This is a genomic window from Micromonospora aridisoli (assembly GCF_056150025.1).
Map to the genome: position 1 here is coordinate 48,723 of NZ_JAXCFK010000005.1, position 26,229 is coordinate 74,951.

Annotated in this window: 25 protein-coding genes; 11 read left to right on the forward strand and 14 right to left on the reverse strand. The window is 72.4% G+C overall.

Annotated elements, in window-relative coordinates; all coding sequences use genetic code 11:
* Positions 1-41: 41 nt before the first annotated feature.
* Complete coding sequence (locus SM447_RS12240) at positions 42-476, forward strand: hypothetical protein (protein ID WP_474572876.1); 435 nt, start codon at positions 42-44, stop codon at positions 474-476.
* Positions 477-519: 43 nt separating this feature from the next.
* On the opposite strand, the gene cydB is transcribed toward SM447_RS12240, so the two are convergent.
* Both cydB and SM447_RS12250 read right to left on the reverse strand, forming a co-directional pair.
* Positions 520-1,518 (reverse strand): cytochrome d ubiquinol oxidase subunit II, encoded by a 999-nt coding sequence (cydB, locus tag SM447_RS12245; RefSeq protein WP_474572877.1) that lies wholly within the window; start codon positions 1,516-1,518, stop codon positions 520-522.
* A gap of 15 nt (positions 1,519-1,533) precedes the next feature.
* Positions 1,534-2,949, reverse strand: coding sequence for a cytochrome ubiquinol oxidase subunit I (locus SM447_RS12250; RefSeq protein ID WP_474573259.1), 1,416 nt, complete (start codon positions 2,947-2,949; stop codon positions 1,534-1,536).
* A gap of 176 nt (positions 2,950-3,125) precedes the next feature.
* Here SM447_RS12250 and SM447_RS12255 point away from each other — a divergent pair, with 176 nt between their 5' ends.
* Complete coding sequence (locus tag SM447_RS12255) at positions 3,126-3,902, forward strand: lysophospholipid acyltransferase family protein (RefSeq protein WP_474572878.1); 777 nt, start codon at positions 3,126-3,128, stop codon at positions 3,900-3,902.
* Positions 3,903-3,904: 2 nt separating this feature from the next.
* On the opposite strand, the gene SM447_RS12260 is transcribed toward SM447_RS12255, so the two are convergent.
* From SM447_RS12260 to SM447_RS12270, 3 genes are read right to left on the reverse strand one after another with little or no spacing between them, the layout of a single operon-like run.
* A complete protein-coding gene (locus SM447_RS12260) occupies positions 3,905-4,270 on the reverse strand; it encodes a hypothetical protein (RefSeq protein ID WP_474572879.1) in 366 nt (121 codons plus the stop codon).
* Positions 4,267-5,952 (reverse strand): hypothetical protein, encoded by a 1,686-nt coding sequence (locus tag SM447_RS12265; RefSeq protein ID WP_474572880.1) that lies wholly within the window; start codon positions 5,950-5,952, stop codon positions 4,267-4,269. Before SM447_RS12265 ends, SM447_RS12260 begins: the two co-directional genes overlap by 4 nt.
* Before the next feature lies 1 nt (position 5,953).
* Positions 5,954-6,613 (reverse strand): hypothetical protein, encoded by a 660-nt coding sequence (locus SM447_RS12270; protein WP_474572881.1) that lies wholly within the window; start codon positions 6,611-6,613, stop codon positions 5,954-5,956.
* A 159-nt stretch (positions 6,614-6,772) separates the two neighbouring features.
* Here SM447_RS12270 and SM447_RS12275 point away from each other — a divergent pair, with 159 nt between their 5' ends.
* The 7 genes from SM447_RS12275 (at position 6,773) to SM447_RS12305 (ending at position 17,530) form a co-directional block, all read left to right on the forward strand.
* Positions 6,773-7,543 (forward strand): glycerophosphodiester phosphodiesterase family protein, encoded by a 771-nt coding sequence (locus SM447_RS12275; protein ID WP_474572882.1) that lies wholly within the window; start codon positions 6,773-6,775, stop codon positions 7,541-7,543.
* Positions 7,544-7,565: 22 nt separating this feature from the next.
* The gene (locus SM447_RS12280) at positions 7,566-8,960 is read left to right on the forward strand and encodes an MFS transporter (RefSeq protein WP_474572883.1); all 1,395 of its coding nucleotides are present in this window, start codon (positions 7,566-7,568) and stop codon (positions 8,958-8,960) included.
* 121 nt (positions 8,961-9,081) lie between these two features.
* Complete coding sequence (locus tag SM447_RS12285) at positions 9,082-9,783, forward strand: thymidine kinase (RefSeq protein WP_474573260.1); 702 nt, start codon at positions 9,082-9,084, stop codon at positions 9,781-9,783.
* 146 nt (positions 9,784-9,929) lie between these two features.
* Positions 9,930-13,133, forward strand: a complete 3,204-nt coding sequence (locus tag SM447_RS12290; RefSeq protein WP_474572884.1) for an FtsX-like permease family protein — start codon at positions 9,930-9,932, stop codon at positions 13,131-13,133.
* A 52-nt stretch (positions 13,134-13,185) separates the two neighbouring features.
* Positions 13,186-15,867 carry an FtsX-like permease family protein gene (locus SM447_RS12295; protein ID WP_474572885.1) on the forward strand — a complete coding sequence of 894 codons (2,682 nt, stop codon included), beginning with the start codon at positions 13,186-13,188 and terminating at the stop codon, positions 15,865-15,867.
* Positions 15,864-16,832, forward strand: a complete 969-nt coding sequence (locus tag SM447_RS12300; RefSeq protein WP_474572886.1) for an ABC transporter ATP-binding protein — start codon at positions 15,864-15,866, stop codon at positions 16,830-16,832. Before SM447_RS12295 ends, SM447_RS12300 begins: the two co-directional genes overlap by 4 nt.
* A complete protein-coding gene (locus tag SM447_RS12305) occupies positions 16,829-17,530 on the forward strand; it encodes an ABC transporter ATP-binding protein (RefSeq protein WP_474572887.1) in 702 nt (233 codons plus the stop codon). Before SM447_RS12300 ends, SM447_RS12305 begins: the two co-directional genes overlap by 4 nt.
* Before the next feature lies 1 nt (position 17,531).
* Here SM447_RS12305 and SM447_RS12310 read toward each other — a convergent pair whose 3' ends face one another.
* From SM447_RS12310 to SM447_RS12325, 4 genes are all read right to left on the reverse strand, one after another.
* Complete coding sequence (locus SM447_RS12310; RefSeq protein WP_474572888.1) at positions 17,532-17,990, reverse strand: Rv0361 family membrane protein; 459 nt, start codon at positions 17,988-17,990, stop codon at positions 17,532-17,534.
* A 100-nt stretch (positions 17,991-18,090) separates the two neighbouring features.
* Positions 18,091-18,516 (reverse strand): Hsp20/alpha crystallin family protein, encoded by a 426-nt coding sequence (locus SM447_RS12315; RefSeq protein ID WP_474572889.1) that lies wholly within the window; start codon positions 18,514-18,516, stop codon positions 18,091-18,093.
* 108 nt (positions 18,517-18,624) lie between these two features.
* Entirely contained in the window at positions 18,625-19,041 is a 417-nt protein-coding gene (locus SM447_RS12320; RefSeq protein WP_474572890.1) for a DUF6069 family protein, read from the reverse strand.
* Positions 19,042-19,189: 148 nt separating this feature from the next.
* Positions 19,190-19,660, reverse strand: coding sequence for a MarR family winged helix-turn-helix transcriptional regulator (locus SM447_RS12325; RefSeq protein WP_474572891.1), 471 nt, complete (start codon positions 19,658-19,660; stop codon positions 19,190-19,192).
* A 165-nt stretch (positions 19,661-19,825) separates the two neighbouring features.
* On the opposite strand from SM447_RS12325, the gene SM447_RS12330 reads away from it, so the two are divergent.
* Positions 19,826-20,608: an FkbM family methyltransferase gene (locus SM447_RS12330; RefSeq protein ID WP_474572892.1), complete on the forward strand. Its 783-nt coding sequence runs from the start codon at positions 19,826-19,828 to the stop codon at positions 20,606-20,608.
* 25 nt (positions 20,609-20,633) lie between these two features.
* On the opposite strand, the gene SM447_RS12335 is transcribed toward SM447_RS12330, so the two are convergent.
* The 3 genes from SM447_RS12335 to SM447_RS12345 form a co-directional block, all read right to left on the reverse strand.
* Positions 20,634-21,632 (reverse strand): tyrosine-type recombinase/integrase, encoded by a 999-nt coding sequence (locus SM447_RS12335; RefSeq protein ID WP_474572893.1) that lies wholly within the window; start codon positions 21,630-21,632, stop codon positions 20,634-20,636.
* A gap of 166 nt (positions 21,633-21,798) precedes the next feature.
* Positions 21,799-22,518 carry a B3/B4 domain-containing protein gene (locus tag SM447_RS12340; protein WP_474572894.1) on the reverse strand — a complete coding sequence of 240 codons (720 nt, stop codon included), beginning with the start codon at positions 22,516-22,518 and terminating at the stop codon, positions 21,799-21,801.
* Positions 22,515-23,540 carry a fatty acid desaturase gene (locus SM447_RS12345; RefSeq protein ID WP_474572895.1) on the reverse strand — a complete coding sequence of 342 codons (1,026 nt, stop codon included), beginning with the start codon at positions 23,538-23,540 and terminating at the stop codon, positions 22,515-22,517. Before SM447_RS12345 ends, SM447_RS12340 begins: the two co-directional genes overlap by 4 nt.
* A 507-nt stretch (positions 23,541-24,047) precedes the next feature.
* On the opposite strand from SM447_RS12345, the gene SM447_RS12350 reads away from it, so the two are divergent.
* On the forward strand, positions 24,048-24,515 hold the full coding sequence (locus tag SM447_RS12350) for an HNH endonuclease (protein WP_474572896.1): 468 nt from the start codon (positions 24,048-24,050) through the stop codon (positions 24,513-24,515).
* Positions 24,516-24,593: 78 nt separating this feature from the next.
* Here SM447_RS12350 and SM447_RS12355 read toward each other — a convergent pair whose 3' ends face one another.
* Together SM447_RS12355 and SM447_RS12360 are read right to left on the reverse strand one after the other, a co-directional pair.
* The gene (locus tag SM447_RS12355) at positions 24,594-25,133 is read right to left on the reverse strand and encodes a DUF1062 domain-containing protein (RefSeq protein WP_474572897.1); all 540 of its coding nucleotides are present in this window, start codon (positions 25,131-25,133) and stop codon (positions 24,594-24,596) included.
* Between the two features lie 348 nt (positions 25,134-25,481).
* Complete coding sequence (locus tag SM447_RS12360; protein WP_474572898.1) at positions 25,482-26,219, reverse strand: VOC family protein; 738 nt, start codon at positions 26,217-26,219, stop codon at positions 25,482-25,484.
* Positions 26,220-26,229: the final 10 nt, after the last annotated feature.

The following is a 26,229-nucleotide window of genomic DNA, read 5'->3' on the forward strand; positions in this document are numbered from 1 at the left end:
GTCGGGCCAACGTTGGTTCGACCAATAGGTAGGAGCGCGTCATGTCCACTGTCAACGGTCAGACCCTCGGCCGGACCCACTATGCCGCTCGGGCGGTGCTGGAGCGGGAGCTGACCCGACTCGGGCTGACCTTTCCGCAGGCGTTGCTGCTCAACGCGCTGGTGGCCGCCGATGCCCCGCTCCCCCGCGCCGAGGCCGCCCAGCGACTGGTCGACGCGATGCGGGTCGACGCCGCCAGCGCGCGCGACACGCTGGCCGAATTGATCGCGGCGACCCTGGTGACGCCGCTGGCCGGCGACGCCTCCCGGGTCGCGGTCACCCCGACCGGACGGCAGGTGCAGCGCCTGGTCGCGGCGGCCTCCGCCGAGATCGGTGCCCGCCTGTGGGCCGATCTGCCGGAGCGCGACCTGGCGGCTGCGGCGCGGGTACTGGAGGTGGTTCGGCGGCGGGCCGAGCGGGCCCTGGCGGCGGCGTGACCGATCGGCGGGACCCGGTTGCGGTCCGGGTCCCGCCGATCGGTCAATGCTGCGGGATGTGGGCCACGCCGATGCGCTTGCGGAACACCCAGTACGTCCAGCCCTGGTAGGCCAGCACGATCGGGGTGAAGAACACCGCCACCCACGTCATGATCGTCAGGGTGTAGGGGGTGGAGGCGGCGTTGGTGGCGGTGAGCGTGCCGGCGGGGTCCAGGGTGGACGGCAGCACGTTCGGGAACAGGGCCGCGAACAGGGTCGCCACGGCCAGGCCGATCGCGGTGGCGGTGCCGATGAACGCCCAGCCTTCCCGGCGTACCGTGGCGGCGGCGAGCCCGCCGAGCAGGGCGAGAGCGGCGCCGACGGCGAGCACGACGGCGGCGGCGCTGGACCGGATGGTCAGGGTCCAGCTCAGGAAGGCCACCGCGAGGCCCGCGGCGGTGACACCGAGCCGCACGGCCAGGACGGCGGCCCGGCCGCGGATGTCGCCGACGGTCTTGAGGGCGACGAAGACGGCGCCGTGGGTGGCGAACAGCGCGGCGGTGGTCGCGCCACCGAGCAGGGCGTAGGGGCTCAGCAGGTCGAACAGGCCACCGACGTACTCGTGGTTGGCGTCCAGGGGCACGCCGCGCAGGATGTTGGCGAACGCGACGCCCCACAGCACGGCCGGGACGAGCGAGCCGAAGAAGATGGCCGCGTCCCAGCGGCGTTTCCAGGACGCCTCGGGGCGCTTGTGGCGGTACTCGAAGGCGACGCCGCGGGCGATCAGGGCCAGCAGGATGAGCAGCAGGGGCAGGTAGAAGCCGGAGAAGAGGGTGGCGTACCACTCGGGGAAGGCGGCGAACATGGCGCCGCCTGCGGTGATCAGCCAGACCTCGTTGCCGTCCCAGACCGGCCCGATCGTGTTGATCATGACGCGGCGTTCCCGGTCGTCGCGGCCGAGCACGGGCAGCAGCATGCCGACGCCGAAGTCGAAGCCCTCCAGGATGAAGTAGCCGGTGAACAGCACGGCGACGAGGAGAAACCAGATGGTGGTCAGTTCCACGGCAGGCTCCGCAGGTCAGTAGGCGAAGGCGAGCGGGCGCTCGGCGTCGTCGGTGTCGTCGGGTTCGGGGGCCGGAGTGAGGTCGGGTACGCCGGCCTTGGCGTAGCGGATCAGCAGTTTCACCTCGATGACGGCGAGGACGGCGTAGATGAGGGTGAAGGCGGTGAAGGAGGTGAGGACCTCGGTCAGCGACACGCTGCGGGACACGCCGTCGCGGGTGAGCATCTCGCCGAAGACGATCCAGGGCTGGCGACCCATCTCGGTGAAGATCCAGCCGAAGGAGTTGGCCAGCAGCGGCAGGAGGGGCATGGCCAGGCCGGCGCGCAGCAGCCACTTGCTGTTCGGGACGGTGCGGCCCTTGCGCTGGGTCCAGAGCACCAGCAGGGCGATGGCGGCGGCGGCCAGACCGAAGCCGATCATCAGGCGGAAGCTCCAGTAGGTGACCGGGATGATCGGGGTGTAGCTGCCGGCGCCGTACTGGGCGCTGTAGAGGGCCTGCAGGTCGTTGATGCCCTGCACGGTGCCGTTGGGGTCGCCGGTGCCGAGGTAGGACAGCAGGTACGGGATCTTGAGGGCGAACAGCTCGCGGCTGCCGTCGAGGCTGCCGATGGTCAGCACGGAGAACGACGCGGGGCTCTCGGTGGAGTAGAGCCCTTCGGCGGCGGCCATCTTCATCGGCTGCACCTGCGTCATGATCTTGCCTTGGATGTCGCCGGTGATGACCACGACGGCGGCGGAGACCAGGGTGACCCAGGACCCGAAGCGGGCGGCGAAGCGGTAGGCCGGGGTGTCGGCGCTGTCGCGGTTGCGGATCAGGTGCCACAGGGCGACGGCCACCAGCAGCGACCCGGCGACCAGGAAGGAGCCGGCGATGGTGTGTGGGAAGGTGATCAGGGCGACCTTGTTGGTCAGCACGGCGACGAAGTCGGTCAGTTCTGCCCGGCCGGTCTCGGGGTTGTAGCGGTAGCCGACCGGGTTCTGCATGAACGAGTTCGCGGCGAGGATGAAGTAGGCCGACAGGTTGGTGCCGATGGCCGCGGCCCAGATGCTGGCCAGGTGCAGGCGTCTGGGCAGCCGGTCCCAACCGAAGATCCACAGGCCGATGAAGGTGGATTCCAGGAAGAAGGCGACCAGGGCCTCGATGGCCAGGGGTGCGCCGAAGATGTCGCCGACGAAGCGGGAGTAGTCGCTCCAGTTCATGCCGAACTGGAACTCCTGCACGATGCCGGTGACCACGCCCATGGCGAAGTTGATCAGGAAGAGCTTGCCGTAGAACTTGGTGAGCTTCAGGTACTTCTCGTCACCTGTGCGGTGCCAGAGCGTCTGGAGGATGGCGACCAGGACCGACAGGCCGATGGTCAACGGTACGAAGAGAAAGTGGTAGACGGTGGTGACACCGAACTGCCAGCGGGCGACGTCCAACGCGTCCACCTGCGACCCCCAGCTGTTCATACTACAAGACGTAGTAAATACTACAGTCCGTCGTACGCGGATCGGCAGAGGCGGGCGGCCCGATCCGGGCCGGGACCAATGACCCTGCTCACCTCTGCCGTACGGCCCGCCCTGGCCGCCGTGGCTCCCGCCCGGCGTGCGACCATGTCCCGCTGATGGAAGCAGCCCACTCCCCCTGGCGCCCGCCGCTGATCTGGCGGGCAGCGCTGCTGCTGGCCCGCGTCGTCGTCGGGATGCTGGCCCGGCTGGAGGTCACCGGCGACATTCCGGCCCGGCTGCGCGACGGGCCGCTGATCCTGGCCGCCAACCACATCAGCCCCTTCGACCCGATCGTGCTGGCCGCCGCCTGCCGGTCCCGGCGGGTGGCACCGAGGATCATGGCCACCGGCGGGCTGTTCCGGGCCCCGCTGATCGGTGCCGCGATGCGCAGCGCCGGGCACATCCGCGTCGACCGGGGCACCAGCGGCGTGCACCGGGCCCTCGACGACGCCGCCGCCGCGGTCGGGGCCGGCGCGCCGATCCTGGTCTACCCGGAAGGGCGGATCGGGCTCGACCCGGGCATGTGGCCCGAACGTGGCAAGACCGGGGCCGCCCGACTCGCCCTGGCCTGCGGCGCGCCCGTCATCCCGCTCGCCCAGTGGGGCTCACACGAGGTGCTGCCCTACCGTGCCCCCGAGGGGCTGCTGGGCGGTATCGCCCGGGCACTGGTGCGTCGCCCCACCGTACGGGTGCACTTCGGCGACCCGGTGGAGTTGGCCGACCTGGCCCACGGCGCGCCCGGTGCGGCCCGACGGGCCACCGACCGGATCATCGACGCGCTGACCGACGCCCTCGTCCCGTTGCGGCCGGACGAACCCGACCGGCCCCGGCACGTCGACCCCGGTCGGCCGGTCGACACCAGCCGCACCCACCGGCGCCGCCCCGCCGGTTGAGCTCAGCTCGCCTGCTGCACCGCCCGCAACACCTCGGTCACGGCCGAGGCCACCGGCGCCACCGGCGCGGCCAGCGCCGCCAGGCGCTGCAACAGCGCGGTCACCCGCGCCGGCTCCGGCGCCGGCCGGGCAAGCTGGACGCGCAGTTCGGCGGCGACCGCCCGGGCCGGCTCCGGCAACTCGTCGCGGTGCCGGTCGAGCGTCTCCACCAGGCGAGTGACCAGGGCCGGTACGTCCACCCCCGGCGCCGTGGCCCACAGTGCCCCGCCGACGGCGTGGGCCCCCGGGCCCACCGCCTGGTTGCCGACCTGGCTGACCCCGCCCGACTGCTGGACACCGAAGTTGATCGAGTTGTCGGACGTGGTCATGACGGCCTCCCGGTGCCGGCTCGACGATTGGTGTCCTGCGGCGACGACTGGTCCGTGGTCTGCTGTTCGGCCCGCGCCCCGGCACCCACCGCCTGGTTGCCCACGACGCTGAGCCCGCCGGTCTGGATGACGCCCTGGTTCAGGATCATGGTCTGCCGGGTGCGGAACTCGGCGGTGTCGGCACCTCGGTCCTCCAGGAAGTCGACGATCGCCGCCAGCACGTGACGCTCCACCACCTTGAGGTGCTTCGCGGCGTCGAGCACCTGGAAGTAGTTGTGGTAGGTGGTTCCGGTGGCCATCTCCCGCACCCCGGCCCGGGCGCCGTAGTCGTAGCCGAGGTCCTCGCGGGCCATCCGGCGGGCGCGCGCCTGCCGGATCTGGTGGCGCAGCACCTGGACGCCGTCGCGGGTCAGGCGTGCCGGCGCACCGAACGCGGTACGGACCAACTGCTCGGCGGCGGCGGTGAACAACTGGACGAACTGCCGCGCCGGGATCCACTCGGTCAGCCGGTCCACGTCGTGGTACTCGATGCGTGGGGGCTCCAGCAGGGTCCGGGCGCACTCCAGGTAGAGCACCCGACCATCGGTGGAGAAATGCAGGAAGGTGCAGGCCACCACCTCGCCGCCCCAGGAGGGCACCAGCGCGCACAGGTAGTGTCGGGCGGCGCCCTGCGGCCGGCTGGCGACCGCCCGCAACCGCTCGTCGGACCAACTGTGCCGGGGCATCCGGTCACGGTCGGGCAGCAACTGCGGATCGTCGGTCAGCAGGCCGCCGTTGACGAAGACCCGGTCCTGAAGCACCAGCCCGGCGAGTCGTTCCGGATTCACCTCGGGCTCGCCGGCCGGGTCGAGGCGGATCCCCGCCAGCCGCTGCCGCACGTGGTCGATCAGGTCCACGACGGGGAACCGGACGGTGGCGTCGTCGGCGGACGTCGGATCTGCCGGGCGGATCGGCAGGGCGAACGACCAGCCGGCCACCGGGGCGCCGTGCCCGACGAACGGGGTGTACCCGCTGTAGATCGTGACGTTGCCGCGCTGCGCCGAGTCGAGGCGGGCCAGGCGTGCGGCGTGCCGCTGCGGTACCGGGCCGGTGCCGGTCGTGGCGGGTCGGAAGTGGCCGCGTCGCAGCCGGTCCGCCAGCAGCCGCCGGGTGTCCAGCAGGTGCAGCACGAGAATCAGGTACGCGACCAGCCCGGCCACCAGGGCCAGCCACGGCAGGCCGATCAGCCAGCCGAGCATGCCGTCCTCGTCGTCGGTGTCGATCCCGGCGAACTGCCCCACCAGCCACAGCGACACCCAGGCGACGGCCACCAACGCCAGCGCCGGGCCGAGCGGACCGTGCCGGTTGGTCCGGGCCAGTGACATGCCGATCGCCAGCACCGCCGCGGCGAGCAGCGTCCACAGCGGCGCCAGCAGCAGCGCCAGACCTCCGGCGATCAGCAGACCGGCGTCGCGGCGGATGCGCCGCCGGCGGGCCTCGAAGCAGTGCCGCAGGACGGTGGTCAGGTCGAACCCGACCGAGGGCGCCACCGCCCGCAGGTCGTCGTCGAAGACCTCGGCCAGGGCCGAATCGGCGAACCTGTCGTCGGTGTGCGCCGCCACGCACAGGTAGCGGGTCGCCTCGCTGGCCGCGTCCACCGGACCCGCCTGCGAGGTCGCGCCGGCGCCCTGGCGGATGACCATGTCAGTTCCCTCCCAGGCCGGGGATGGTCGGTCGAGACGGGGAACCTCGGGCGGACGACACCGCCAGCAACAGCCCGATGACGACACCGCAGAGCAGCGCCCCGACCAGTTCGTTGAGCAGTTCCCCGCGGGTGCCCGAGCCGAGGTAGATGTCGCTGCCGACGGCCGGGTACACGAAGGCGGCACCGAGCGTGGCGAGGGCCGCCGCCGCGACCGAGACGCCGAGCGCGCCGAAGAAGCGGTACGCCCGCGACGGGGTGGCCCCGCCGGCCAGCCGGCGCGCCAACAGCAGCAGGACCAGCAGGAACAGGACCACCTGGAGGGCCCGGCCCAACTGGTAACCGGACCACGTCTGCGTGTCCCCCACGCCGCCCCAGCGCAGCCACGACAGCCCCCGCAGCATCGCGTCGAGCACCGTCGTGACGATTCCGGCCGGGCCGTCGGTCCGGGGCAGCGCGAGGCTCAGTTCCCTGGTCGCCTGGTATCCCCAGGGGCTGCCGACGGCCAGCGTCGTGACCAGCACCACGGCGAAGCCGGCCGGGACCCCACGGGTCGGCGGGCGGTGCGGCGACGCGACCCGTCCCGGCAGCGCGTGCACGGGACGGGTGGTCAGCACCGCCGGTGCCGACGGCCGATCGTCCCGCCGCCGTGCGGGATCCATCCACGCCATCACCCGGGCATCGTCGCCGGGTTCGCGCCGACCGGGAAGGTTACTGTCCGGCTTCTTGCAATCACCCGTCGGGGTGTGGACGGTCGGGTTCACCCGGCCGGCCGCCGGCCCGCCACCCGGGGGTCACCGGCGGCAGGCATACTGCGCGGCGTGTCACCTGCCGTGTACCCCTACCTCGACGCACCCGTCCCGCTGGCCTTCGCCCATCGCGGCGGCGCCGCCGACGGCGACGAGAACACCGCCGCCGCGTTCGCCCGGGCGGTCGCGCTGGGCTACCGGTACGTCGAGACCGACGTGCACGGCACCGCCGACGGGGTGGCCGTGGTGTTCCACGACGACACCCTGGAGCGGGTCACCGGGCAACGGGGCCGGGTGGGCGCAATGCGCTGGACCGACCTGGCCACGGTGCGCGTCGGCGGCTCCGCCGTGGTGCCCCGCCTCGACGAGGTGCTGGACGCGTGGCCGCAGGTCCGGTTCAACATCGACGTCAAGTCCGACGCCGGGGTGGCACCCACCGTCGCCACGGTCGACCGGGCCGGTGCCGCCGACCGGGTGCTGCTGGCCTCGTTCAGCGACTCCCGGCTGACCCGGTTGCGCGCGCTGACCGGCGGGCGGGTCGCCACCAGTCTCGGGGTGCGCGGGGTGGCCCGGCTGCGGTGGGCCTCGTGGACCGGCCGGCCGCTGCGGCTGCCGCCGTCGGTGGTGGCCGCGCAGGTGCCGGTGCGCTACGGCCGGGTGCCGGTGGTCGACCGTCGCTTCCTGCGGACGGCTCACCGACTCGGCCTGCAGGTGCACGTCTGGACGATCGACGAACCCACCGAGATGCACGAGTTACTTGATCTTGGTGTTGATGGCATCATGACCGACCACGTCGGCGTGCTGCGCGACGTCTACCGCAGCCGCGGCCACTGGGCCGCCTGAACAATCTGGGCGGAGGACCCCCATGGCCGAGACGGTCACCCCGGCGGCGCAGGACGCACCACCACCGAGAAGCACCCGCCGCGAGCGCACCGGCTGGTACTTCTACGACTGGGCCAACTCGGCGTTCCAGACCACCGTCATCACGGTCTTCCTCGGGCCGTTCCTGACCAGCGTGGCCAAGCTCGCCGCCGGCTGCGAACTCGGCGCCGACAACTGTTCCGGGTACGTGTACCCGCTGGGCATCAAGGTGGCCGCCGGCTCGTACTACCCGTACCTGATCTCGCTGTCGGTGCTGCTGACGGTCTTCGTGCTGCCGGTGATCGGGGCGATCGCGGACCGGTCGCTGCACAAGAAGCGGCTGCTGGCCGGCACGGCGTACACCGGTGCCGCCGCGACCATCGGGATGCTGTTCGTCACCGGGGACCGGTACCTGCTCGGTGGCGCGCTGTTCATGATCGCGAACATCAGCTTCGGTGCGGCGATCGTGGTGTACAACTCGTTCCTGCCCCAGTTGGGCGGGCCGGACGAGCGCGACGCCATCTCCAGCCGGGGCTGGGCGCTGGGCTACCTCGGCGGTGGTCTACTGCTGGCGTTGAACCTCGTCGCGGTGCAGTCGTTCGACAACGGCACCGCCGAACGCACCCTGGATATGGCCCGCTGGTCCATCGTCTCGGCCGGGCTGTGGTGGGCGGCGTTCACCCTGGTGCCGCTGCGCTGGCTGCGGGAACACCCCACCGCCGCCGCGCTCGCCGCCGGTGGCCGCGGCAACGTGCTCACCGACGGGTTCCGGCAGCTCGGCCGCACCCTGCGGGAGATCAAGGCGTACCCGCTGACGTTGTTCTTCCTGCTGGCGTTCCTGGTCTACAACGACGGCATTCAGACCGTCATCACCCTGGCCAGCCAGTACGGCACCGAGGAGTTGCGGCTGGGTCAGAGCACCCTGATCGTGACGATCCTGCTGGTGCAGTTCCTGGCCTTCGGTGGCGCGTTGGCGCTGGGTGCCCTGGCCGGGCGGATCGGGGCCTGGAAGACGGTCCTGCTGAGCCTGGTGCTGTGGACGGCCGTGATCGTGGCGGCGTTCCGGTTGCCCGCCGAGGCGCCGCTGCCGTTCATGGTGCTCGGCGCGGCCATCGGCCTGGTCCTGGGCGGCAGTCAGGCGCTGAGCCGGTCACTGTTCAGCCAGCTGATCCCCGCCGGCAAGGAAGGCGAGTACTACGGCTTCTACGAGATCAGCGACAAGGGCACCAGCTGGCTCGGACCGCTGGCGTTCGGCCTGGTGTTCCAGCTCACCAACTCCTACCGGGTCGGCCTGGTCTCCTTGTTGATCTTCTTTGTGGTCGGTTTCCTGCTGCTGCTCGCGGTGCCGATCCGGCGGGCCATCGTCGCCGCCGGCAACACCCCGCCCCGGGTGCTCTGACCCGGCGGACACCGACCGGTGGTGCGATGATCGACACCACCGGTCGGACCAGCCGCGTGAAACGGATGCCCCCGCACTAGGCTGCCGATCCGTGACGACCGACGACGCCGTACCGACCTGTCTGGCCCGCCCGCCGCTGCCCGGTGAGGGCGACAACCCGGCCGGGTGTGTCGCCGCCCGCGGCGTGGACGGGCGGCCGGCGCACGCCGCCGCGCTGCGGTTCTACTGGGGGCCGATGGACTGCGGCAAGTCGACCATGGCGCTGCAGATGAACTACAACCATGCCCGGCAGGGACGCCGGGGTCTGGTCACCACCCGCATCGACCGTTCGCTCGGCCCGCAGGTGACCACCCGGATCGGGCTGGCCCACGAGGCCATCGAGGTGACCGACTCGCTCGACCTGCGCACCCTGGTGCGCGACGCCTGGGCCGACGGGGTACGCGTGGACTACCTGATCTGCGACGAGGCCAGCTTCTACTCGGTCGAGCACGTGGAGCAGATGGCCGACCTGGTCGACAGCTACGACGTCGACGTGTACGCCTTCGGCCTGGCCACCGACTTCCGCTCCTGCCTGTTCCCGGCCGCCCAGCGACTGTTCGAACTGGCCGACTCGGTGGCCCGCATCCAGGTCGAGGTGCTCTGCTGGTGCGGACGCGAGGGCCTGCTCAACGCCCGCGTCGCCGACGGGCGGGTGGCCCGCGAGGGCGAGCAGGTCGTCATCGGCGACACCGTCGACACCGCCGACGTGCGCTACCAGGTGCTCTGCCGGCGGCATCACCGCGCCGGTGACCTCGGCCCCCGCGGCGCCGCACCCGGCAGCTGAACCGCCGGTCCCGGCCGGCCGCGCGGCACCTCGGATAACGAAACGATCACCGCTGCGAACCTTTCCCCGGGGTCGACCCCTTCTGGTGCATGACGAGAGCGACCAGAGGGCCACAGCGGCCCGCGGACCGGCGGGGGTACAGCACGATGAGGTTCGCGTTGCGGCGTGCCCGGGCCACGAAGGGGTTGCTGCTGGCCGCCGCCGGGGCGGCGCTGGTGGCCACCGTCGCCCTCACCGGCCTGGCCGCGTACAACCGGGACGTCGTCGACTCCGGTACCCGCAACGTGCTCGGCGCGGCCACCGCCGAGGAACGGTCCGTCCTGGTACGCGCCTCCGCCGGTCGCACCGACGAGGCGCTGCGGGAACGCGACACCGCCCTGCGTGAGCGGGTCTCCGCCGACCTGGCCGGCCTGCCGGCGCGGATCAGCACCGCCGGGTACGCCGCCGGTCGGCAGCTGCGCGGCGACACCGGTGACGCCGCGGCGGACCGCACCGGGGCCACCTACGCGTCGGTGATGTTTCTCGACGACCTGCCCGCGCACGCCCGGTTGACCGCCGGGGCGTGGTCGCAAACCGGAGCGAGCCCGGTGCAGACCACGATCGCCGAGGCGGCGGCGACGACACTGGGGGTGGGCGTCGGCGACCGCATCCCGATCACCGACGGGCTGAGCGGACGGGTCACCGACGTGGTCGTGGCGGGCGTGTTCACCCCCGTCGACCCGGACGCCGCGTACTGGCGACTGGCGCCGGAGACGGCGGTCGGTTCGCTGCCGCAGGCGGCCACCTACGGCCCGATGACGGTGTCCCGCGATGACTTCGTCACCCACTTCCTGGCCAACGCCTCCGCCGCCTGGCTGGTCGAGCCGGAGCTGGCCGGCGTCGGCCCCGCCGCCCTGGACCGGCTCGCCGACGCCGCCGCCCAGATCACCACGAACACCGCGGCCGAGGCCGGGCTCGGTGAATCGGCGGTGGTCACCAGCGACCTCGTGGCCCTGGTGCACCGCCTGCAGCAGGCCACCCTCGTCGGGCGGTCCGCCCTGGTCACCCCGATGCTGCTGGTGGTGGTGCTCGGCGGGTACGCGCTGCTGCTCGTGGCGGTCCTGCTCACCGAGCACCGGCGGGCCGAGACCGCGCTGCTGCGGGCCCGGGGCGCGGCCCGCTGGCAGCTGGCCGGGCTGACCGCCCGGGAGGCCGCCCTGGTCGTCCTGCCGGCGGCGGTGCTCGCCCCACCACTCGTGGTTGAGCTGCTGGGCGCGGCCGACCGGCTACCCGGACTCGCCGCCGTCTCGTTGCGCCCCGACCTGTCACCCGAATCGATGGTGTGGCTGGTGGCCGGGGTGGCCGCCGCCGGCTGCGCGCTGGCGATGGTCGGACCGAGTCTGCGTCGGGGCGACAGCTACGTCGCGGACCTGGCCAGCCGCTCCCGGCCGAGCCGGCGGGGCATGGTGCAACGGGCCGGGTTCGACGTCCTGCTCGTGGGCCTGGCCCTGCTCAGCTGGTACCAGCTGAGCAGGTACTCGTCCCCACTGTCGCGTTCCCACGGCGGCGAGCTGGGCGTCGATCCGCTGTTGGCGGCCGCACCCACGCTGGGTGTGCTGGCCGGGGCGGTGCTGGCGCTGCGGCTGCTGCCCCCGCTGGTCCGGCTGGCGGAACGCTGGGTGGACCGCAGGCCGTGGACCGCCGTCATGCTGGGCACCTGGCAGGCTGGCCGGCGCCCCCATGCCGGCCCGGTGCTGCTGCTGGCCCTCGCCGTGGCGGTCGGCACCCTCGCCTGGTCGCTGGCCGGCACGTCACAGCGTTCCCTCGACGACCAGGCCGCCCACCGGGTCGGCGCCGACCTGCGGTTGACCGAGACCACCGGGGCCGCTCCCGCCGGCCGCGCCGACCAGCTCACCGGTCTGCCGGGCACCCGCGCGGTTCTGCCGGCCTGGCGGGACCCGGTACGGCTGGGCTCGGGCACCGCACCGGCCACCATGCTGGCGGTGGACGCCGACACCGCGGGCGCGGTGATCCGACTGCGGTCCGACCTGGCCGGCGGCTCCACCGAGCGGCTGTTCGCAGGTCTCGCCGACGCGCGGGTCGGGGCACCGGAGACGCTGTTGCCGGCGGGTTCCCGGCGGCTGACCGGCCAGCTGCGTACCCGGGTCGACGGCTTCGACAACGGCACCCGCGTAAGACACCGGGTGGTGCTCAGCGACGTGCGGGGTGAGCAGCATCTGGTGGACCTGGGCTCCACCGGCCGGGGCGGCCAGCCGCTGCGGTTCGCCGTGGACTTGCCGGCGGGCGACGGGCCGTGGCGGCTGGCCGGTTTCACCGCCGAGACCGTCGGTGCTCCGCGGCTGAGCGTCGACTGGCGGCTGTCGAACCTGCGGGCCAGCCCGGACTCCTCCGCCGGCACGCCGGTGGACCTCGCTGGCGGGCCGTGGCAGCTGGTCGACCGCACGGGCGCGGCCACCGCGTCGACGGTCTCCGGTGCCACGCTGACCGGCCGCTACGAACGTGACATTCCGGCGGGCTGGTGGGCCCGGGACTCCCCTGTACAGCTGGCGGTGACCCGTCCGGCCGGTGCGAACCGGGTGCCGGTGGTCGCCACGGCCGAGGCGCTCGACATGTTGCACGTCGACGTGGGGGCGCAGACCCGGCTGTTCCTTGGTGGCGGCGAGGTGGACGTCGTCGTGGTCGACCGGGTCGCGGCGATGCCCGGCGACACCGAGGACGCGGCGTTGCTGGTCGACCTGCCGTCGCTGCGCAACCGGCTGTTCCACGACCACGGCATCGTCCGCACGCCGCAGGAGTGGTGGGTGGCTGCCCGGCCCGGTGACGCGGCGCAGGTGGCCGGGGCGGCCACCGCTCTCGGTGGGCTGACCGTGCTGGCTCGCGAGGATGTGGCCGACGAGTTGGCCCGCGACCCGTTCGGGGTGGGTGCCCGTGGTGCGCTCTTCGCCGCCGCCCTCGCCGCGGTGCTGCTGGCCGCGGTCGGTGTGGCCGTCGACGTGAGCGCGACGGCACGGCGGCGGGCCAGGGAACTGGCCGTGCTGCACACCCTCGGTGCCGGTCACCGCCTGGTGGCCCGGTCGCTGCTGGCCGAACAGTCGTTCCTCGCCGGCATGGGCGTGCTGGTCGGGCTGGCCGTGGGCGTCGGCGTGGCGGCGACGATGGCGCCGCTGGTCATCCTCACCTCGTCGGCGGACCGCCCCGATCCCCCACCGTTGCTGAGTGTCGACTGGCCGCCGGTGCTGGGCACCGCAGTGGGACTGCTGGCGCTGGCCCTGGCGTTCAGCGCGGCGGTGTCGGTGAGCGTCCGACGCCGGCTGACCGCCACGCACCTACGCACCGCGGAGGACCAGTGAGCGCGAGGAGTGAGCTTGCGAGCCCCGCAGTCGCGAACGAAAGGCGCGTCCGGTGAACCTGAGGCGAATCAGGGCGTACGGCGGGCAGGTGACGCTGCTGGCGGTGCTGGGGTTGGTGGCGGCGTTGCTGCTGACGGCCGCACCTCGGCTGACCGGCGAATACACCGACCGGGGGTTGCGTGCGGACGTGGCCCGGCTACCGCACCTGGTGCGCGACGTGTCCCTCGCCGCGGAGCGGCCGTCGCCGGTCGCCGCCGGGCAGGCCGACCTGGACCGCTATGTCGCCGAGTTGCCGCACCCGCTGCCGGAGCTGGTGGACCGCCGGTGGTATTCGGCGTCGTTGGATGAGGAGCGGCTGCTCGCCTCCGGCGACGACGCGCCGATGAACGGTGGCGCGCGGAAGATGTTCGGCCTGCGGGCCCAGACCGGTGTGGTGGAGGCGGCCGAGCTGACCGCCGGGCGGTGGCCGCGTACGCGGCCGGACGGCCCGGCCGAGGTGGCCGTGTCGGCGGCGGTGGCCGAGACCCTGTCGTTGCGTCCCGGCCAGCGGCTGACCTTCGATGGGCGGGACGGGCAGGCGCCCGCGCACGTCGTCGGACTCTTCGAGCCGCGGAACGCCGACGACCCGGTCTGGGACGACCTCGGGTACGCGCTGGAGCCGGTGGTTCCGGTGCTCGACGGTGAGCCGTACATCGTGGCGGGGGTGACCGACTGGGCCGGTGTGGACGTCGTCTCCGCCGGCAGCGGTGTCCCGGCGGTGAGCGGTTGGCGGTACCGCCTCGACGAGCGGCGACTGAACGCGGACACGCTGGATTCGGTGACGGCGGCGGTGGCCGAGGCACGCCGCATGTCGTGGTCGTCGGGGGCGACCGTGCAGACGTCGCTGGACAGCGCGTTGTCGCGCTTCGCGGGTCAGTTGCGTGCCGTGCAGGCGCTGTTGGCCGTCGTGCAGGCGGGTCTGGTCGCCAGTCTGCTCGGGTTGATCCTGCTGGCGGCGCGGCTGGCGGTGCTGCGACGACGTGACGAGTTCGCGCTGCTGCGGGCCCGGGGTGCGGCCCTGACCGCGATCGGCCTGCGGACCCTGGCCGAGTCCGCGCTCGTGCAGCCGCTCGCGGTGCTGGTCGGCTGGCTGATCGGCACCCGGGTGCCGGGTCGCGGCGCGGCGGTGCCGTGGCCGGTGCTGGCGTTGGCGGTGCTCACCACCCTGGTGGTGCCGGTGCTGGCGATGCACTCGCAGCGGCGGGTCGGGGTGGTCACCGGACGCGCCGATGCCGCGTGGCGGCGCCCCTCGGCTCGACGGCTGACCGTCGAGGCGGGCGTGCTGCTGCTGGCCGGACTCGGGGTGGTGCTGCTGCGCCGTCGTGGCCTCGACCCGGACGCCGGTGTCGACGCGTACCTCGCCTCGGTGCCGGTGCTGGTGGCGGTCGCCGCGGCGTTGCTGGCGGTGCGGCTGCTGCCGGGGCCGTTGCGGCTGGCCGGGCGGCTCGCCGCGCGGGCCAGGGGCGCGTTGCTGTTCCTCGGCGTGGCCCGGGCGGCGCGAGGTGCGCCGGTGGCGTTGGGTCCGCTGGCGGTGCTGATCGTCGCGGTCAGCACCGGGGTCTTCGGTGGGGTGGTCACCACCACGGTCGGTGCGGCCCGGGACCGGGCGGCGACGTTGACGGTGCCGGCGGATGCCTGGCTGTCCGGGTACGCGTTCGCCCCCGATGCGGCGGCGGCGCTGACGGAGGTGTCCGGGGTGACGACGGTGGCCCGGGCCTGGGTGGACTCGAATCGCCGGCTGGTGCCGGAGGCGGGGACGCCGTCGCGGCAGCTCGGCACGGCCCGGGTGCTGGTGGTGGATGCGCCGGCCTTCGCCGAGGTGGTGGCGCGCAGCGGCGTCGACGTGGATGTGCCGGGCGCGTTGCGGGCTGCCGCCCGGGGCGACGCGCCGGTGCCGGCGGTGGTGTCCCCGCAGGTGGCCACGGATGTCGGTGACCGGGCCGCCGTCGACGTGCAGGGCCGGTTGTACGAGTTCCGGGTCGCCGAGGTGACCGAGGTCTTTCCGGGCGTCGGGTTGGGCACCGAGCGGTTCGTGGTGCTGCCGTGGCAGGCGTTGCCCGAGTACGAGTACACGCCGATCATTCCGAACCGGTTCCTGGTCGCCGGTGACGACATCGACGAGGCGCAGCTGCGGGGGGTGGCCGACGAGGCGCAGCGGCGGCGGCAGTCGGCGGTGCTCGGCGCGGAGGTGACCCGTACGCAGCTGCCGGCGACGGTGCAGACCTGGCGGGCGTACCGCGAGGGACTGGACCGTACCGGCGCGAACGACGTACTGACCCTGGCGTTCACCGCCGGCGCGGCCGGGGGCACCGCGCTGGCCGTGCTCGCCGTCGGGTTCGCGGTCGTCGCCGACGCCGCCGGGCGCGGTCGGATGCTGTCCCGGCTGCGCACCCTGGGCCTGTCCGCGGGCCGTGGTCGGCGGTTGCTGGTGTACGAGCTGGTGCCGTTGGTCCTGGTCGCGGCGCTGGCCGGCGCGGCGGTGGGGATGGCGCTGCCGCGAATGCTGGGACCGACTCTCGGGCTGTCCGCCTTCGCCCCCGGCGTGCCGGTCCGCGACCACCTCGATCCGCTGGTGGTGGCGTCGGTGTTGGGGCTGGTGGTCCTGGGCCTGGCGGCGGGGCTGGCGGTGGAGAACCTGATGAACCGACGGATGCGCCTCGGTGAGGCGCTGCGTCTGGGAGAGGAGAACCCATGACGGTGGTGCGGGACGTCCCGGACCTGGCGACGTTGCAGCGGCGGGCGGCGGAACGGGCCGCCGCGCGGGCCGGGGGCGCTGACCGGTTACGGGGTCACATCGTCTGCGACGGGCTGGTGCGCATCTTCACCAGCGACGGGGTGGAGGTCGTCGCGTTGCAGGGCCTCGACCTGGTCGTGGACCGTGGTGAGCTGCTGGCCATCGTGGGAGCCTCCGGCTCGGGAAAGTCCACGGTGCTCAACATCCTGTCCGGGTTGGACACGCCGACCGCGGGCATCGCCCGGGTGGCCGGCTACGACCTGCTCACCATGTCGGCCCGAAAACGGCTGCGCTACCGGCGGCACACCGTCGGGTTCGTGTGGCAGCAGACCGGACGCAACCTGCTGCCCTATCTGACCGCCCGGGAGAACGTGGAGCTGCCGATGCGGCTGTCACGCCGGGGTGGCCGGACCGCCCGGCGACGGGCGGCGGAGCTGCTGGAGATGGTCGGCGTCGGCTACTGCGCGGACCGCCGCCCTGGGCAGATGAGCGGCGGCGAGCAGCAGCGCTGTGCCGTCGCGGTGGCGGTGGCCAACGACCCGGAGGTGCTCTTCGCCGACGAGCCGACCGGTGAGCTGGACGAGGCGACGGCCGGGGAGGTCTTCGCCGCGCTGCGCGCCATCAACGCCGAGTTGGGCGTGACCGTGGTGGTGGTGACCCACGACCCGCAGGTCGCCTCCCAGGTACGCCGTACCGTGGCGATCCGCGACGGCCGTACCGCTTCGGAGGTGCACCGCACCGCCCGGGTGGGCGCCGACGGCGTCGAGGAACTGGTCACCGAGGAGTACGCGGTGCTGGACCGGGCCGGGCGGATGCAGTTGCCGGCGGGTTTCGTCGACGCGTTGGCCCTGCGCGACCGGGTCCGGCTGACCCTGGAGCCGGACCATGTGCAGGTCCGCTCCGGCGACGAGAGGAGTTCGCGGTGAGCGAGCACGATCTGATCCGGGCCGAGGGGCTCTGCCGTGACTACGGCGGTGGTGACCGGGTGGTCCACGCGGTGCGGGACGTCTCGCTGCGCGCCGGTCGGGGTGAGCTGGTCGCGGTGCGGGGACGTTCGGGCGCGGGCAAGACCACCCTGCTGAACCTCATCGGCGGTCTGGACCGGCCCACCTCGGGTCGGGTGTGGGTGGCCGGGCAGGAGGTCACCGCGGCGGGCGAGAAGGATCTGCTGCGGCTGCGCCGGGACACCATCGGGTTCGTGTTCCAGTCCTTCGGGCTGATCCCGATCCTGTCGGCGGCGGAGAACGTGGGGGTGCCGATGCGGCTGGCGAAGGTCCCGGCCGCGCAACGCGAGGAGCGGGTGTCGGTGCTGCTGGAGCTGGTCGGGCTGGGCGGTCACGCCGCGCAGCGGCCGTACGAGATGTCCGGCGGGCAGCAGCAGCGGGTGGCGATCGCCCGGGCGTTGGCCAACGACCCGGCGCTGTTGATCGCCGACGAGCCGACCGGCCAGCTGGATTCGGAGACCGGCCGTGCGGTGATGGACCTGTTGCGGGCCGTGGTGCACGCCCGGGGCATGACGGCGCTGGTCGCGACCCACGACCCGACCCTGGTGGAGCTGGCCGACCGGGTGCTGGTGCTGCGCGACGGCCGGTTGGTCGAGTCGGCCGAACCGGTCCGGGTGTGAATCAGTACGGATCGCCGCAGACCCGCCAGCCGCCGTCCTCCCGCACCACCGACAGGTCCCGCTGTTCGGTGCTGCCGGTGTCGCGGGTCAGCCGTACGGTGACCTTGCCGTGCGGCCGGCCGCCCTGGGTGGCCACGGAGACGTCCACGATCTCGTAGTCGCGCACCACCGGTGGGGTGCGTACCCAGCTGGTGAAGCCGAGTTCACTCCACCGGGTACGGGCGTCGGCACAGAGGCGTTCGTACGCGCTGCCGGTGTCGCCGGCGGTGACCTCCCGCAGGAACCCCTCGGCGGTCTCCCGGACGGGGCCGGCGGCCTGGGTGACCAGTTGCAGGTTCCAGGCGCCCAGGCCGGCCACCCCGACGCAGCACAACGCGACGCCCGCTCCGGCGATGGCGAGGCCGGTCCGCATCGGATGGCGTCGCCGGGCGGGTCTGCTCCACGGTTGCGCGGCGCCCACACCACCCGACGGTAGAGAATCGGCCGCCGTGGCGGGCGGAAAGTCGGTGTGGCCGGGCGGGACCGCACCGTGTCCCGTCCGGCCACACCGGTTTCGTCGATCAGGCCTTGATTTCCCGGTGGCCGTTGGCGGTCGCGCTGATGGTGACCCGGCGGGGCTTGGCCCGCTCGGCCACCGGGATCCGCAGCGTCAACACGCCGTTGTCGTAGCCGGCCTCGAGCTTGTCGGTGTCGAGCGTGTCGCCGAGGAAGAGCTGGCGGCTGAAGACGCCCATCGGGCGTTCGGCGGCGACCAGTTCGATGCCGTCGCCAGCGGGGCGGCGACGCTCGGCGCGGACGGTCAGCACGTTGCGCTGCACAGTGCAGTCGATGCTCTCCGGGTCGACTCCGGGCAGGTCGAAGGCGGCGTAGAAGTAGTCACCGTCGCGGTAGGCGTCCATGTGCATGACGGCCGGGCGGCTGGTGGTGCCGAAGAACTGCTCGGCGAGCCGGTCGATCTCACGGAACGGGTCGGTACGCATCAGCATCGTGTGCCTCCTCGGTTCTCCTGGCCGAAGGATCCTTAGTTGAGTCCGGTCGACTCAACTTCCACTTCTTTATTTAGCTCGTCCGTCGCTCAGCGTCAAGTCGGCGGCTCAGTGACCGCGCTTCGGCAGCAGGGCGACCAGGGTGGCCGGCACCGCCAGGTGCATGAGGCCCAGGGCGATCTTGGCGCCGCCGCTGGCGTCGACCTGCAACAGCGGCACGAACGACAGCAGCGTCACCGCCACCACCAGGCTGAACCAGATGGTGGTGGCCCGGCGCCCGGCCAACCGCTCCAGCACGGCCAGCGCCGCCCAGCCCAGCAGGGCCGAGCCGAGGGAGACGACCACGACCGGGACCAGGTTGACCACCACCTCGGGCTGCCCCGGGCTGCGGACCGAGTAATCGGCACCGCCGAGCGCGCCGACGAGCCAGATCACGACGCAGACCGCGACAGCGGCCAGTGCGCCGGCGGCTCGACGGCGGATGGAGGTGGTGGCGCTGACGGAAGGCGCGACTGTGCTGTCCATGAATCACTCCTCGATCGGGGGAACCTGACAGCGACCGTAACAGATAGTCTTGTACGAGACTATCTTGTCCACAACCGTGTGATCGGGCGGACCTTGATCCGAAAACGTCCTCGGAGCCTCCGTCGAACCAAGATCGACGGAGGGTGGCTCAGCAGACCGAGCCGACGGCTCCACATGCCCTTGCGCCGGAGAGCCGCTCGTCGACCAGACGCTGGACGGCCCGCATGAACACCTCGCGCTCGGCCTCGGGCAGCACCGCGAGCACATCCGCCTCGATGCGGGCGGCGATCTGCCGGGCCTGGTCCAGCACCCGCTCGCCCTGGGGGGTCACCTCGACCAGGCGGGCCCGTCGGTCGTGCGGCGCGGGAACGCGTCGGGCCAGGCCAGCGGCCTCCAACTGGTCCAGGGTGACCACCATGGTGGTCTTGTCGACCCCGCACTGCTCACCGATCTGCCGCTGGGTGAGGCCACCCGCGTGGGCGCGCAGCAGCACCCCGTACGCCCGCGGCGAGATCCCCAGTTCGGCCAGGCCGGCGGCGTGCTCCGCGCGCAGCGCGTGACTGGCCCAACTGAGCAGGAACATCAGGTCCGACGGGCGACCCGGCGACGGGGATTCCATGCACCGAGGCTAACAATATTCTCCGGGCCGGGATCATTGCCCGATCAGCGATCACCAGCGAGACCCCGGGTGCCGACAGCTGCGGCACCAGGGCCGGTAACCCGGGGTGAGCGGCAGCCGCGCGGACCGCCATGGCGGCCGCCGCGGGCGGGTTAAGGTGCTGCGATGGGTACCCACTCCGCCGCGGTCGAGGCGCTCAAGGCCGACCCGAACACCGCCTCGCTACGCCGTTCGCTGGAGGTCTACTACGGCAACCCCGACCGGGACGCGGCCATGGACGGCTTCTACGCCCAGTTCGTTCGCCCCGGCGACCTGGTCTTCGACATCGGTTCGCACGTGGGCGACCACATCGGCAGCTTCCGTCGCCTCGGCGCCCGCGTCGTGGCCGTCGAACCCCAGCCGCTGTGCCTGCGGGCGCTGCGGACCATCTACGCCGACGACGACCAGGTCACGCTGATCGAGGCGGCCTGCGGCGCCGAACCCGGCCGGGTCGGTTTCCTGGTCAACTCGGCCAACCCCACCGTCTCCACCGCCTCCACCGACTTCGTGGCCGCCGCCGCCGGGGCCGGCGGTTGGGAGGGCCAGGTCTGGGACGGCCAGATAGAGGTACCGGTGACCACCCTCGACACGCTGATCGCCGAGTACGGCACACCCGCCTTCGCCAAGATCGACGTGGAGGGCTTCGAGGACGCCGTGCTCGCCGGCCTGAGCCGCCCGCTGCCCGCACTGTCGTTCGAGTTCACCACGATCGGGCGGGCGGTCGCGCTGCGCTGCCTGCACCGGCTCGCCGAGCTCGGTTTCGGCGGGTTCGACGTGGCCCTCGGCGATCACAAGGCGCTGACCCTCGGGCGGTGGGTCGACGTCGAGGAGATGGCCGCGTACCTGCTCGCGCTGCCGCACGAGGCCAACTCCGGCGACGTGTACTGCGTCCCCACGGTGAGCCGCTGACCGAGGCCGGGCCCACCGGCCACGGTCAGCCGCGGCGGCGGGCCCGGGCGGCCCAGATGGCGTACGCGGGATCCCGGTCCAGGTTGTGCCGGTCCCGGTCGTAGCGGCGGGTGGTGCGCGGGTCGGCGTGGCCCATCGCGTCCTGCACGTCCTCCAACGGCACCCCCTCGGCGCGGGCGGTGGTGGCGAAGGCGTGTCGCAGGGAGTGCGGTGACAGCCGCGCCCACGCGGGGATCCCGGCGCTGCGGGCGAGCCGCCGGACCAGCCGGAACACCGAGTGCCGGTCGAGCCGGGCACCACTGGCGGTGACCAGCAGCGGACCGGTCAGCTCCGCCACCTCCACCCGCTGGGCGGCGGCCCGCTCCGCCAGATACGCGTCGACGGCGTACGCCGTGCCCGGGGTCAGTGCCCGGCGGCGTGGCCGCCCGCCCTTGCCGACGAACCGCACGCTGCGGTGTCCCCGCTCGGCGCCGAGGTCGTCCAGGTCGAGCGCGACCAGTTCCCCCACCCGCAGCCCCAGGTCGGCGAGGAGGGCGATGGCGGCGCGGTTACGGAGGGCGGTCGGCCCAGTCTCGGCCTCGGCGGCCGCGAGCAGCGCGTCGACCTCGTCCGGGGCGAGGCCGACGGTCGCGGAATGGTCCCGGTCGACGCGCGGTCGGTCGGCTCCGGCGACCGGATTGGACTCGACCGCCCGCAGCTTGACCAGGAAGTCGTACCAGCTCGACAACGCGGACAGTTTCCGGGCGACGGTCGCCGGGGTCAGCGGACGGCCGGTCCGGGCGGACAGGCTGCCCTCCAGCTCGCGTCCGTACTGGTTGACGTGCAGGAAGTTGGCGCGCAGCGGGTCCAGCTCACGGGCGGCGCACCAGCTCAACCAGCCGGCGACGTCACGGCGGTACGCGTCCCGGGTGTGCTCGCTCAACCTGCGGTTACGCAACCACGCATCGGTGACGGCCATCGGCCCGTCGGGCAGGGCCGGATAGGCCGGCGGACGGTACTGCACCGGAGTCTCGTGCGGACGCATGTGAAAAATGCTCTCAGCCCCGGTTGGGGTTAGCGAACAGGCGCGCCGGCACGAATGATCATCGCAGCCAGGCCTTGCCCCCTACCACGAAGACGTTCTACGCGCCGATCGGCACGATCAGGCCAGCCCGAGGGCGAGCCCCGCGAGGTAGGTCACCTCCACCCGGTCAATGCTCCGACCGCAGGTCCACCATCGACTCCCCCGCGCCGGGCAGGCGCACCGTGGTACGGGTCGCCTGGGAAGCGAGCAGGCGGGTGAGGGTCTGCACGCCCGCTTCCAGGTGCGGAACCCCGGCTTCGCCCTCGGCTGATTCCAGGATGAACAGGATGCGCCGCGACTGCGGGGTCACCTTGGTCCGCTCGGCGTCGCGGTGGTTCCAGTGCCGGGTCAGCACCGAGGTGGCGTCGGCGTACACCACCTCCCCGTCGCCGGGACGCTCTGTCACCTCGGGCTCGCCCAGTGGGGTGAAGACGTCTGCCGCGCGTGCCTCGCGCAGATGCAGATCGCCGTGCAGGGCGTCCAGGTCGAACGCGCCGGCGGCCAGGCGATGCCGCACCGAGACGGCGTTGTACGCGTCCACCGGGCCGTTGATGCGGGGCAGCCGGCCGGAGCGGGCGAGCCTGCGGCAGAGCGCCTCAACACTCGCCCGCGTCCTGCGCGGGTTGGTGCCGAACCTGCGGTAGACCAGGTGCCAGGCGGCGATCTCCGGGTCGGACTCCGACGCCGGGAAGAACTGGCCCTCCGCGGTGGCTGCCTCGATCCCGGCCAACATCCGGTCGGCCTCGTCCCACCGGTCGGCGCCCTGGACCCCCTCGGCGACGACGACCGCCAAGCGGACCTCGGGATAGCCAGTGAGCACGGCCTTGTCGATGTGCAGCGCGCTCATGCGCGACCACGCGCCCCGGAGCCGGTCGCCGGCACTGCCGTTGAATCGGGCATCTTGTTCCATCCTTGACGAGGTCGCTGTAGCACGCTCGTACGGTACCGAAGCCGCTTGCGGTACTCTTCGTCGGCGGCGAGCAACTGTCGGTGCAGGCGTGCCAGCTGATGATGCGGCACACCCGGCCACATGTGGTGGATGGTGTGGTAGCCGTCGCCGTGCGGGTGGATCATCAGCCGCTGCATCCGGCCGAGGTTGCTGACGGTGGCCGCGAAGACGGTGCTCGCCTCGCGATAGGTGTGCTCACTGCTCTCGGCGACCAGTCGCAGCGCGGGCAGCGCGAGCACATAGGTCAGCAGCCAGGCGAGCCAGCCCCAGCCGGCCCAGGCCGGGCCGCCGAGGAGCCAGGCGGGCAGCGCAACGGTGAGCAGGCTCCAAGCCAACGGCAGGGCCACAGTGGCCGGAGCGGAGCCGAGGGTGCCCAGCCAGCCGCGCTGATAGGCGCCGAACCGGGCCAGCAGTCCGAGCATGAACACGACGGCGCCGGAGCGGTCGAGATCCTCGATGCCGAGTTCCTCGTAGCGCTGGCGGTCCGGGTCCTGTGACGTGCCGAACCGGCCGTGGTGCAACAGGTGGCTCGCTCGATACTCGCTTATCCGGGCACCGGTCGGCACAGCCGCCAGCACTGTGGCCAAGGCGTCCTGCAGCGTCCGGTGCCGCCGGCTCCAGTTGAAGTGGGAAGCCTCGTGCACCAGGCACTCCAGGGCTCGCAACTGCCGGGCCGCGAGGACGACGGCGACCACCAGGGCCGTCGCCAGCACCGGCCAGCCCGCTTGCCGCACTGGTGGTGAGGTGGCGGCCAGCAGGAGCAGCGGCACGCTCACGTGGTCGAAGAGTGCTGTGGCGGTCGTGCGCAACGGGCGGGTGGTGTGGGCGCGGGCAACCGCCTCGCGCAGGGCCGGCGGATTGCGGTAGCCCCGCCCGAAGGCGGTGTCCTGGAGCGTGGCAGGGGTTGTGTTCGTCGACATCGTGAGTCCTGTTCCCCGTGAGGTGGCTGATGACGGTGCCACGAGAGCCGGTCGGTCGAGCTGACGACGGCGGTGTCTCAACACAGACGGTGTGCCTACGACCTCGGCGAGATTAGGCAGTGAATGTGACTAACGGCAAGACAGGAATTACTCATCGCGATGCCCCATCGCAGACATGAGGCTTGCTCCTCTTTAGCGTCTTGACGCCCCCAACCGCCGGAGACCGGGCGTAGGTCGACCTCACCCCCCCACATGGGAGATGTCGCCGTGCGTGCGCCGGCGCGCCAACCATCCGGCCGTCCCAAGTAATGGGAGGCAGGTGGGTTTCCGTCACGCGTCGTTCAGTGACATAAATCTCTCCCGATGGCTAACCGAACGCAGTCGGGCGGACAGCCATCGGGCCGCTGTCTTTGTGTGTACACAGCCCTCGACAACGACCTCTCCGGTGACCCGCGGGGAGAAACCACGGGATCTTGCGGGGTCGTAGCCGACGCCTACCCTGACGCTGTGCTGTCTGAGATCAATGGCCTCTCCCGACACTTCACCGAAGACACGCTGCGGGCCTACCTGCTCAGCCGCACGACGCGGGCCGACAACGGATGCCTCATCGTGCGCGGCTACGGCAGCCGACGCGGCGTCCATCAGAAACTCGCCGGCCGGGCATGGGCGCACATCGCGGCGTACGCGGTCTTCGTCGGCGGCTACGACCCCACCCTCGAAGTCCACCACGGCTGCGGGGTGCCCGACTGCATCGAGCCAACTCATCTGCGCCAGCTCAGCCACGCGGACAACTGCCGGGAACGCAGCCAACGTCCGCGTTGCCGCAACGGGCACGAGCGGGAGATCGACCCGGCGACGGGCCGGCTGCGTCGGGTCTGCCGCAGCTGCAACCGGCTGGCACAGAAACGCTGGCGCGAGCGACAGGCGGCGCAGGTCGCCGAGGCCCGGGCGGCGTACGGGCGAACGTCCTCCTGACCTCGGCCACCGCCGCTCGCCGGCATCGGCGCGGTTCGTGGCCGGGCGCGACCACCGGGACGGCCCGGCCACACCCCGTCAGTCCCCGGCCAGCACGGTGAAGGTGAACCCGGCACTCCTCGGACGGCGCAGCGGAACATCACACTTGATCCGTCGCAGCACCTCGCTCCTGCTGAGACCGAGGCCCTGCGCGATGAGCCGTTCGGGACGCACCGGCACCGAATCGTCGAAGACGACCACGACCTGGACCGGCCACGCCCCGTCGGGCCGCTCCGACGGAACGTCCAGCCGCCAGGCCCCCGTCCAGTCGAGGGTGAACCGGTTGCGCCGGGCGAGCAGCGGATCCAGCAGTCTGGACGCCACCAGTTCCGGATCGTTGACGCGGTAGCCGCGCAGCTGCCCCGGGTCGAAGGATCCGACCGGCATCCGTTCATGCACGGTGAGCTTGCTCGTCCGATCACAGGACACGCAGCGGACCAGCAGCCACACGTCCAGCAGCTTGCCGTTGGCGTTGACGCGGAACCTGCCCTGGCCGGTGGTGGCCGACTCCGACCGGCAGTCCACGCACCGCAGCGACAGCAGAGGCAGCCTGGTCCGACGGACGAACCAGGGCAGCACGATATGAGGTTGTGAAGACACGATTGCTCCAGAGACCTGACACGAGGCCGATTGCGCGCGGCCTCAAGCGCTGTACGACCGGGCGCGCGCGGGCAGCCCGGCGAGACCGACGGGAACGTCGGCTACCAGAGCGGAGAAGATGTCAGGTTCAGAGAGCAGGTGGGGTCACGCGGATTGTGTCCTCTGTCTTCACTGCGGCGGGTCGTCGGCAACCTACGGGACCGCGAAGGCGACGCTCAACCGGTTTTCCGACCGGCAGCACGCCCGGCCGCACCGGCGGCGGCAGGCGTCCGATGTCGGGGCTGCCCGCCGGTGACCGCCGCTGGTGTCGCAGGGGGAGGGCGGGCGTCAGCCCGGGGACAGGACGCAGAACTCGTTGCCCTCGGGGTCGGTGAGGCACCGCCACGACACGTCGCCCTGGCCCACGTCGACGACGGTGGCGCCGAGCGCCTCAAGCCGGGCCACCTCCGCCGCCTGATCGTCACCGGAGTACGGTTTCAGGTCGAGATGGACCCGGCTCCACCAGGTCCTCGGCCCCGACGTACGCAGGAATTCCAGGTACGGGCCGACACCCCGGGCCGAACGCAGCCGCGCATGATCGTCGGTCACCTCGTGCAGCGTCCAGTCAGTCGCCTCACCCCAGAACCGGGCCATGGCGCGCGGATCCGCGCAGTCGACCACCACCGCGGCGATTGGCCCGGTGTCCCGGTAGATCTCCCGAGGCTCCAACACGCAGAACACGTTGCCCTCCGGGTCGGCCAGAACCGTCCACGGGACGTCACCCTGACCCACGTCCGCGGGCGTCGCACCGAGATCGGTCAGGCGTGCCACCAGCTCCGCCTGATGGTCCGCCGAGGTGGTGGCGAGATCGAGGTGCGCGCGGTACCGCACGGTCTCCGGATCCGGGACGAGGACGAGGTCGATGCAGACGGCGGTCGGGTCCGGCCAGGAGAATCCCAGGGGTTCGAGGTTGGTCACACCGGGTTCCTCGCTGGAGACACCCCAGCCGAGCGCGTCCGCCCAGAACCGGCCGAGAGCTGAATCGTTCCGAGCCTTGAAGTTCACCTGCACCAGCCGCAACGCCATGCCGGTAACC

Coding starts and splice junctions, on each gene's coding strand:
- SM447_RS12240 (WP_474572876.1), top strand. CDS start 42: ATGTCCACTGTCAACGGTCAGACCCTCGGCCGGACCCACTATGCCGCT.
- SM447_RS12255 (WP_474572878.1), top strand. CDS start 3,126: ATGGAAGCAGCCCACTCCCCCTGGCGCCCGCCGCTGATCTGGCGGGCA.
- SM447_RS12260 (WP_474572879.1), bottom strand. CDS start 4,270: ATGACCACGTCCGACAACTCGATCAACTTCGGTGTCCAGCAGTCGGGC.
- SM447_RS12265 (WP_474572880.1), bottom strand. CDS start 5,952: ATGGTCATCCGCCAGGGCGCCGGCGCGACCTCGCAGGCGGGTCCGGTG.
- SM447_RS12270 (WP_474572881.1), bottom strand. CDS start 6,613: ATGGATCCCGCACGGCGGCGGGACGATCGGCCGTCGGCACCGGCGGTG.
- SM447_RS12280 (WP_474572883.1), top strand. CDS start 7,566: ATGGCCGAGACGGTCACCCCGGCGGCGCAGGACGCACCACCACCGAGA.
- SM447_RS12290 (WP_474572884.1), top strand. CDS start 9,930: ATGAGGTTCGCGTTGCGGCGTGCCCGGGCCACGAAGGGGTTGCTGCTG.
- SM447_RS12300 (WP_474572886.1), top strand. CDS start 15,864: ATGACGGTGGTGCGGGACGTCCCGGACCTGGCGACGTTGCAGCGGCGG.
- SM447_RS12315 (WP_474572889.1), bottom strand. CDS start 18,516: ATGCTGATGCGTACCGACCCGTTCCGTGAGATCGACCGGCTCGCCGAG.
- SM447_RS12320 (WP_474572890.1), bottom strand. CDS start 19,041: ATGGACAGCACAGTCGCGCCTTCCGTCAGCGCCACCACCTCCATCCGC.
- SM447_RS12325 (WP_474572891.1), bottom strand. CDS start 19,660: ATGGAATCCCCGTCGCCGGGTCGCCCGTCGGACCTGATGTTCCTGCTC.
- SM447_RS12330 (WP_474572892.1), top strand. CDS start 19,826: ATGGGTACCCACTCCGCCGCGGTCGAGGCGCTCAAGGCCGACCCGAAC.
- SM447_RS12335 (WP_474572893.1), bottom strand. CDS start 21,632: ATGCGTCCGCACGAGACTCCGGTGCAGTACCGTCCGCCGGCCTATCCG.
- SM447_RS12340 (WP_474572894.1), bottom strand. CDS start 22,518: ATGAGCGCGCTGCACATCGACAAGGCCGTGCTCACTGGCTATCCCGAG.
- SM447_RS12345 (WP_474572895.1), bottom strand. CDS start 23,540: ATGTCGACGAACACAACCCCTGCCACGCTCCAGGACACCGCCTTCGGG.
- SM447_RS12360 (WP_474572898.1), bottom strand. CDS start 26,219: ATGGCGTTGCGGCTGGTGCAGGTGAACTTCAAGGCTCGGAACGATTCA.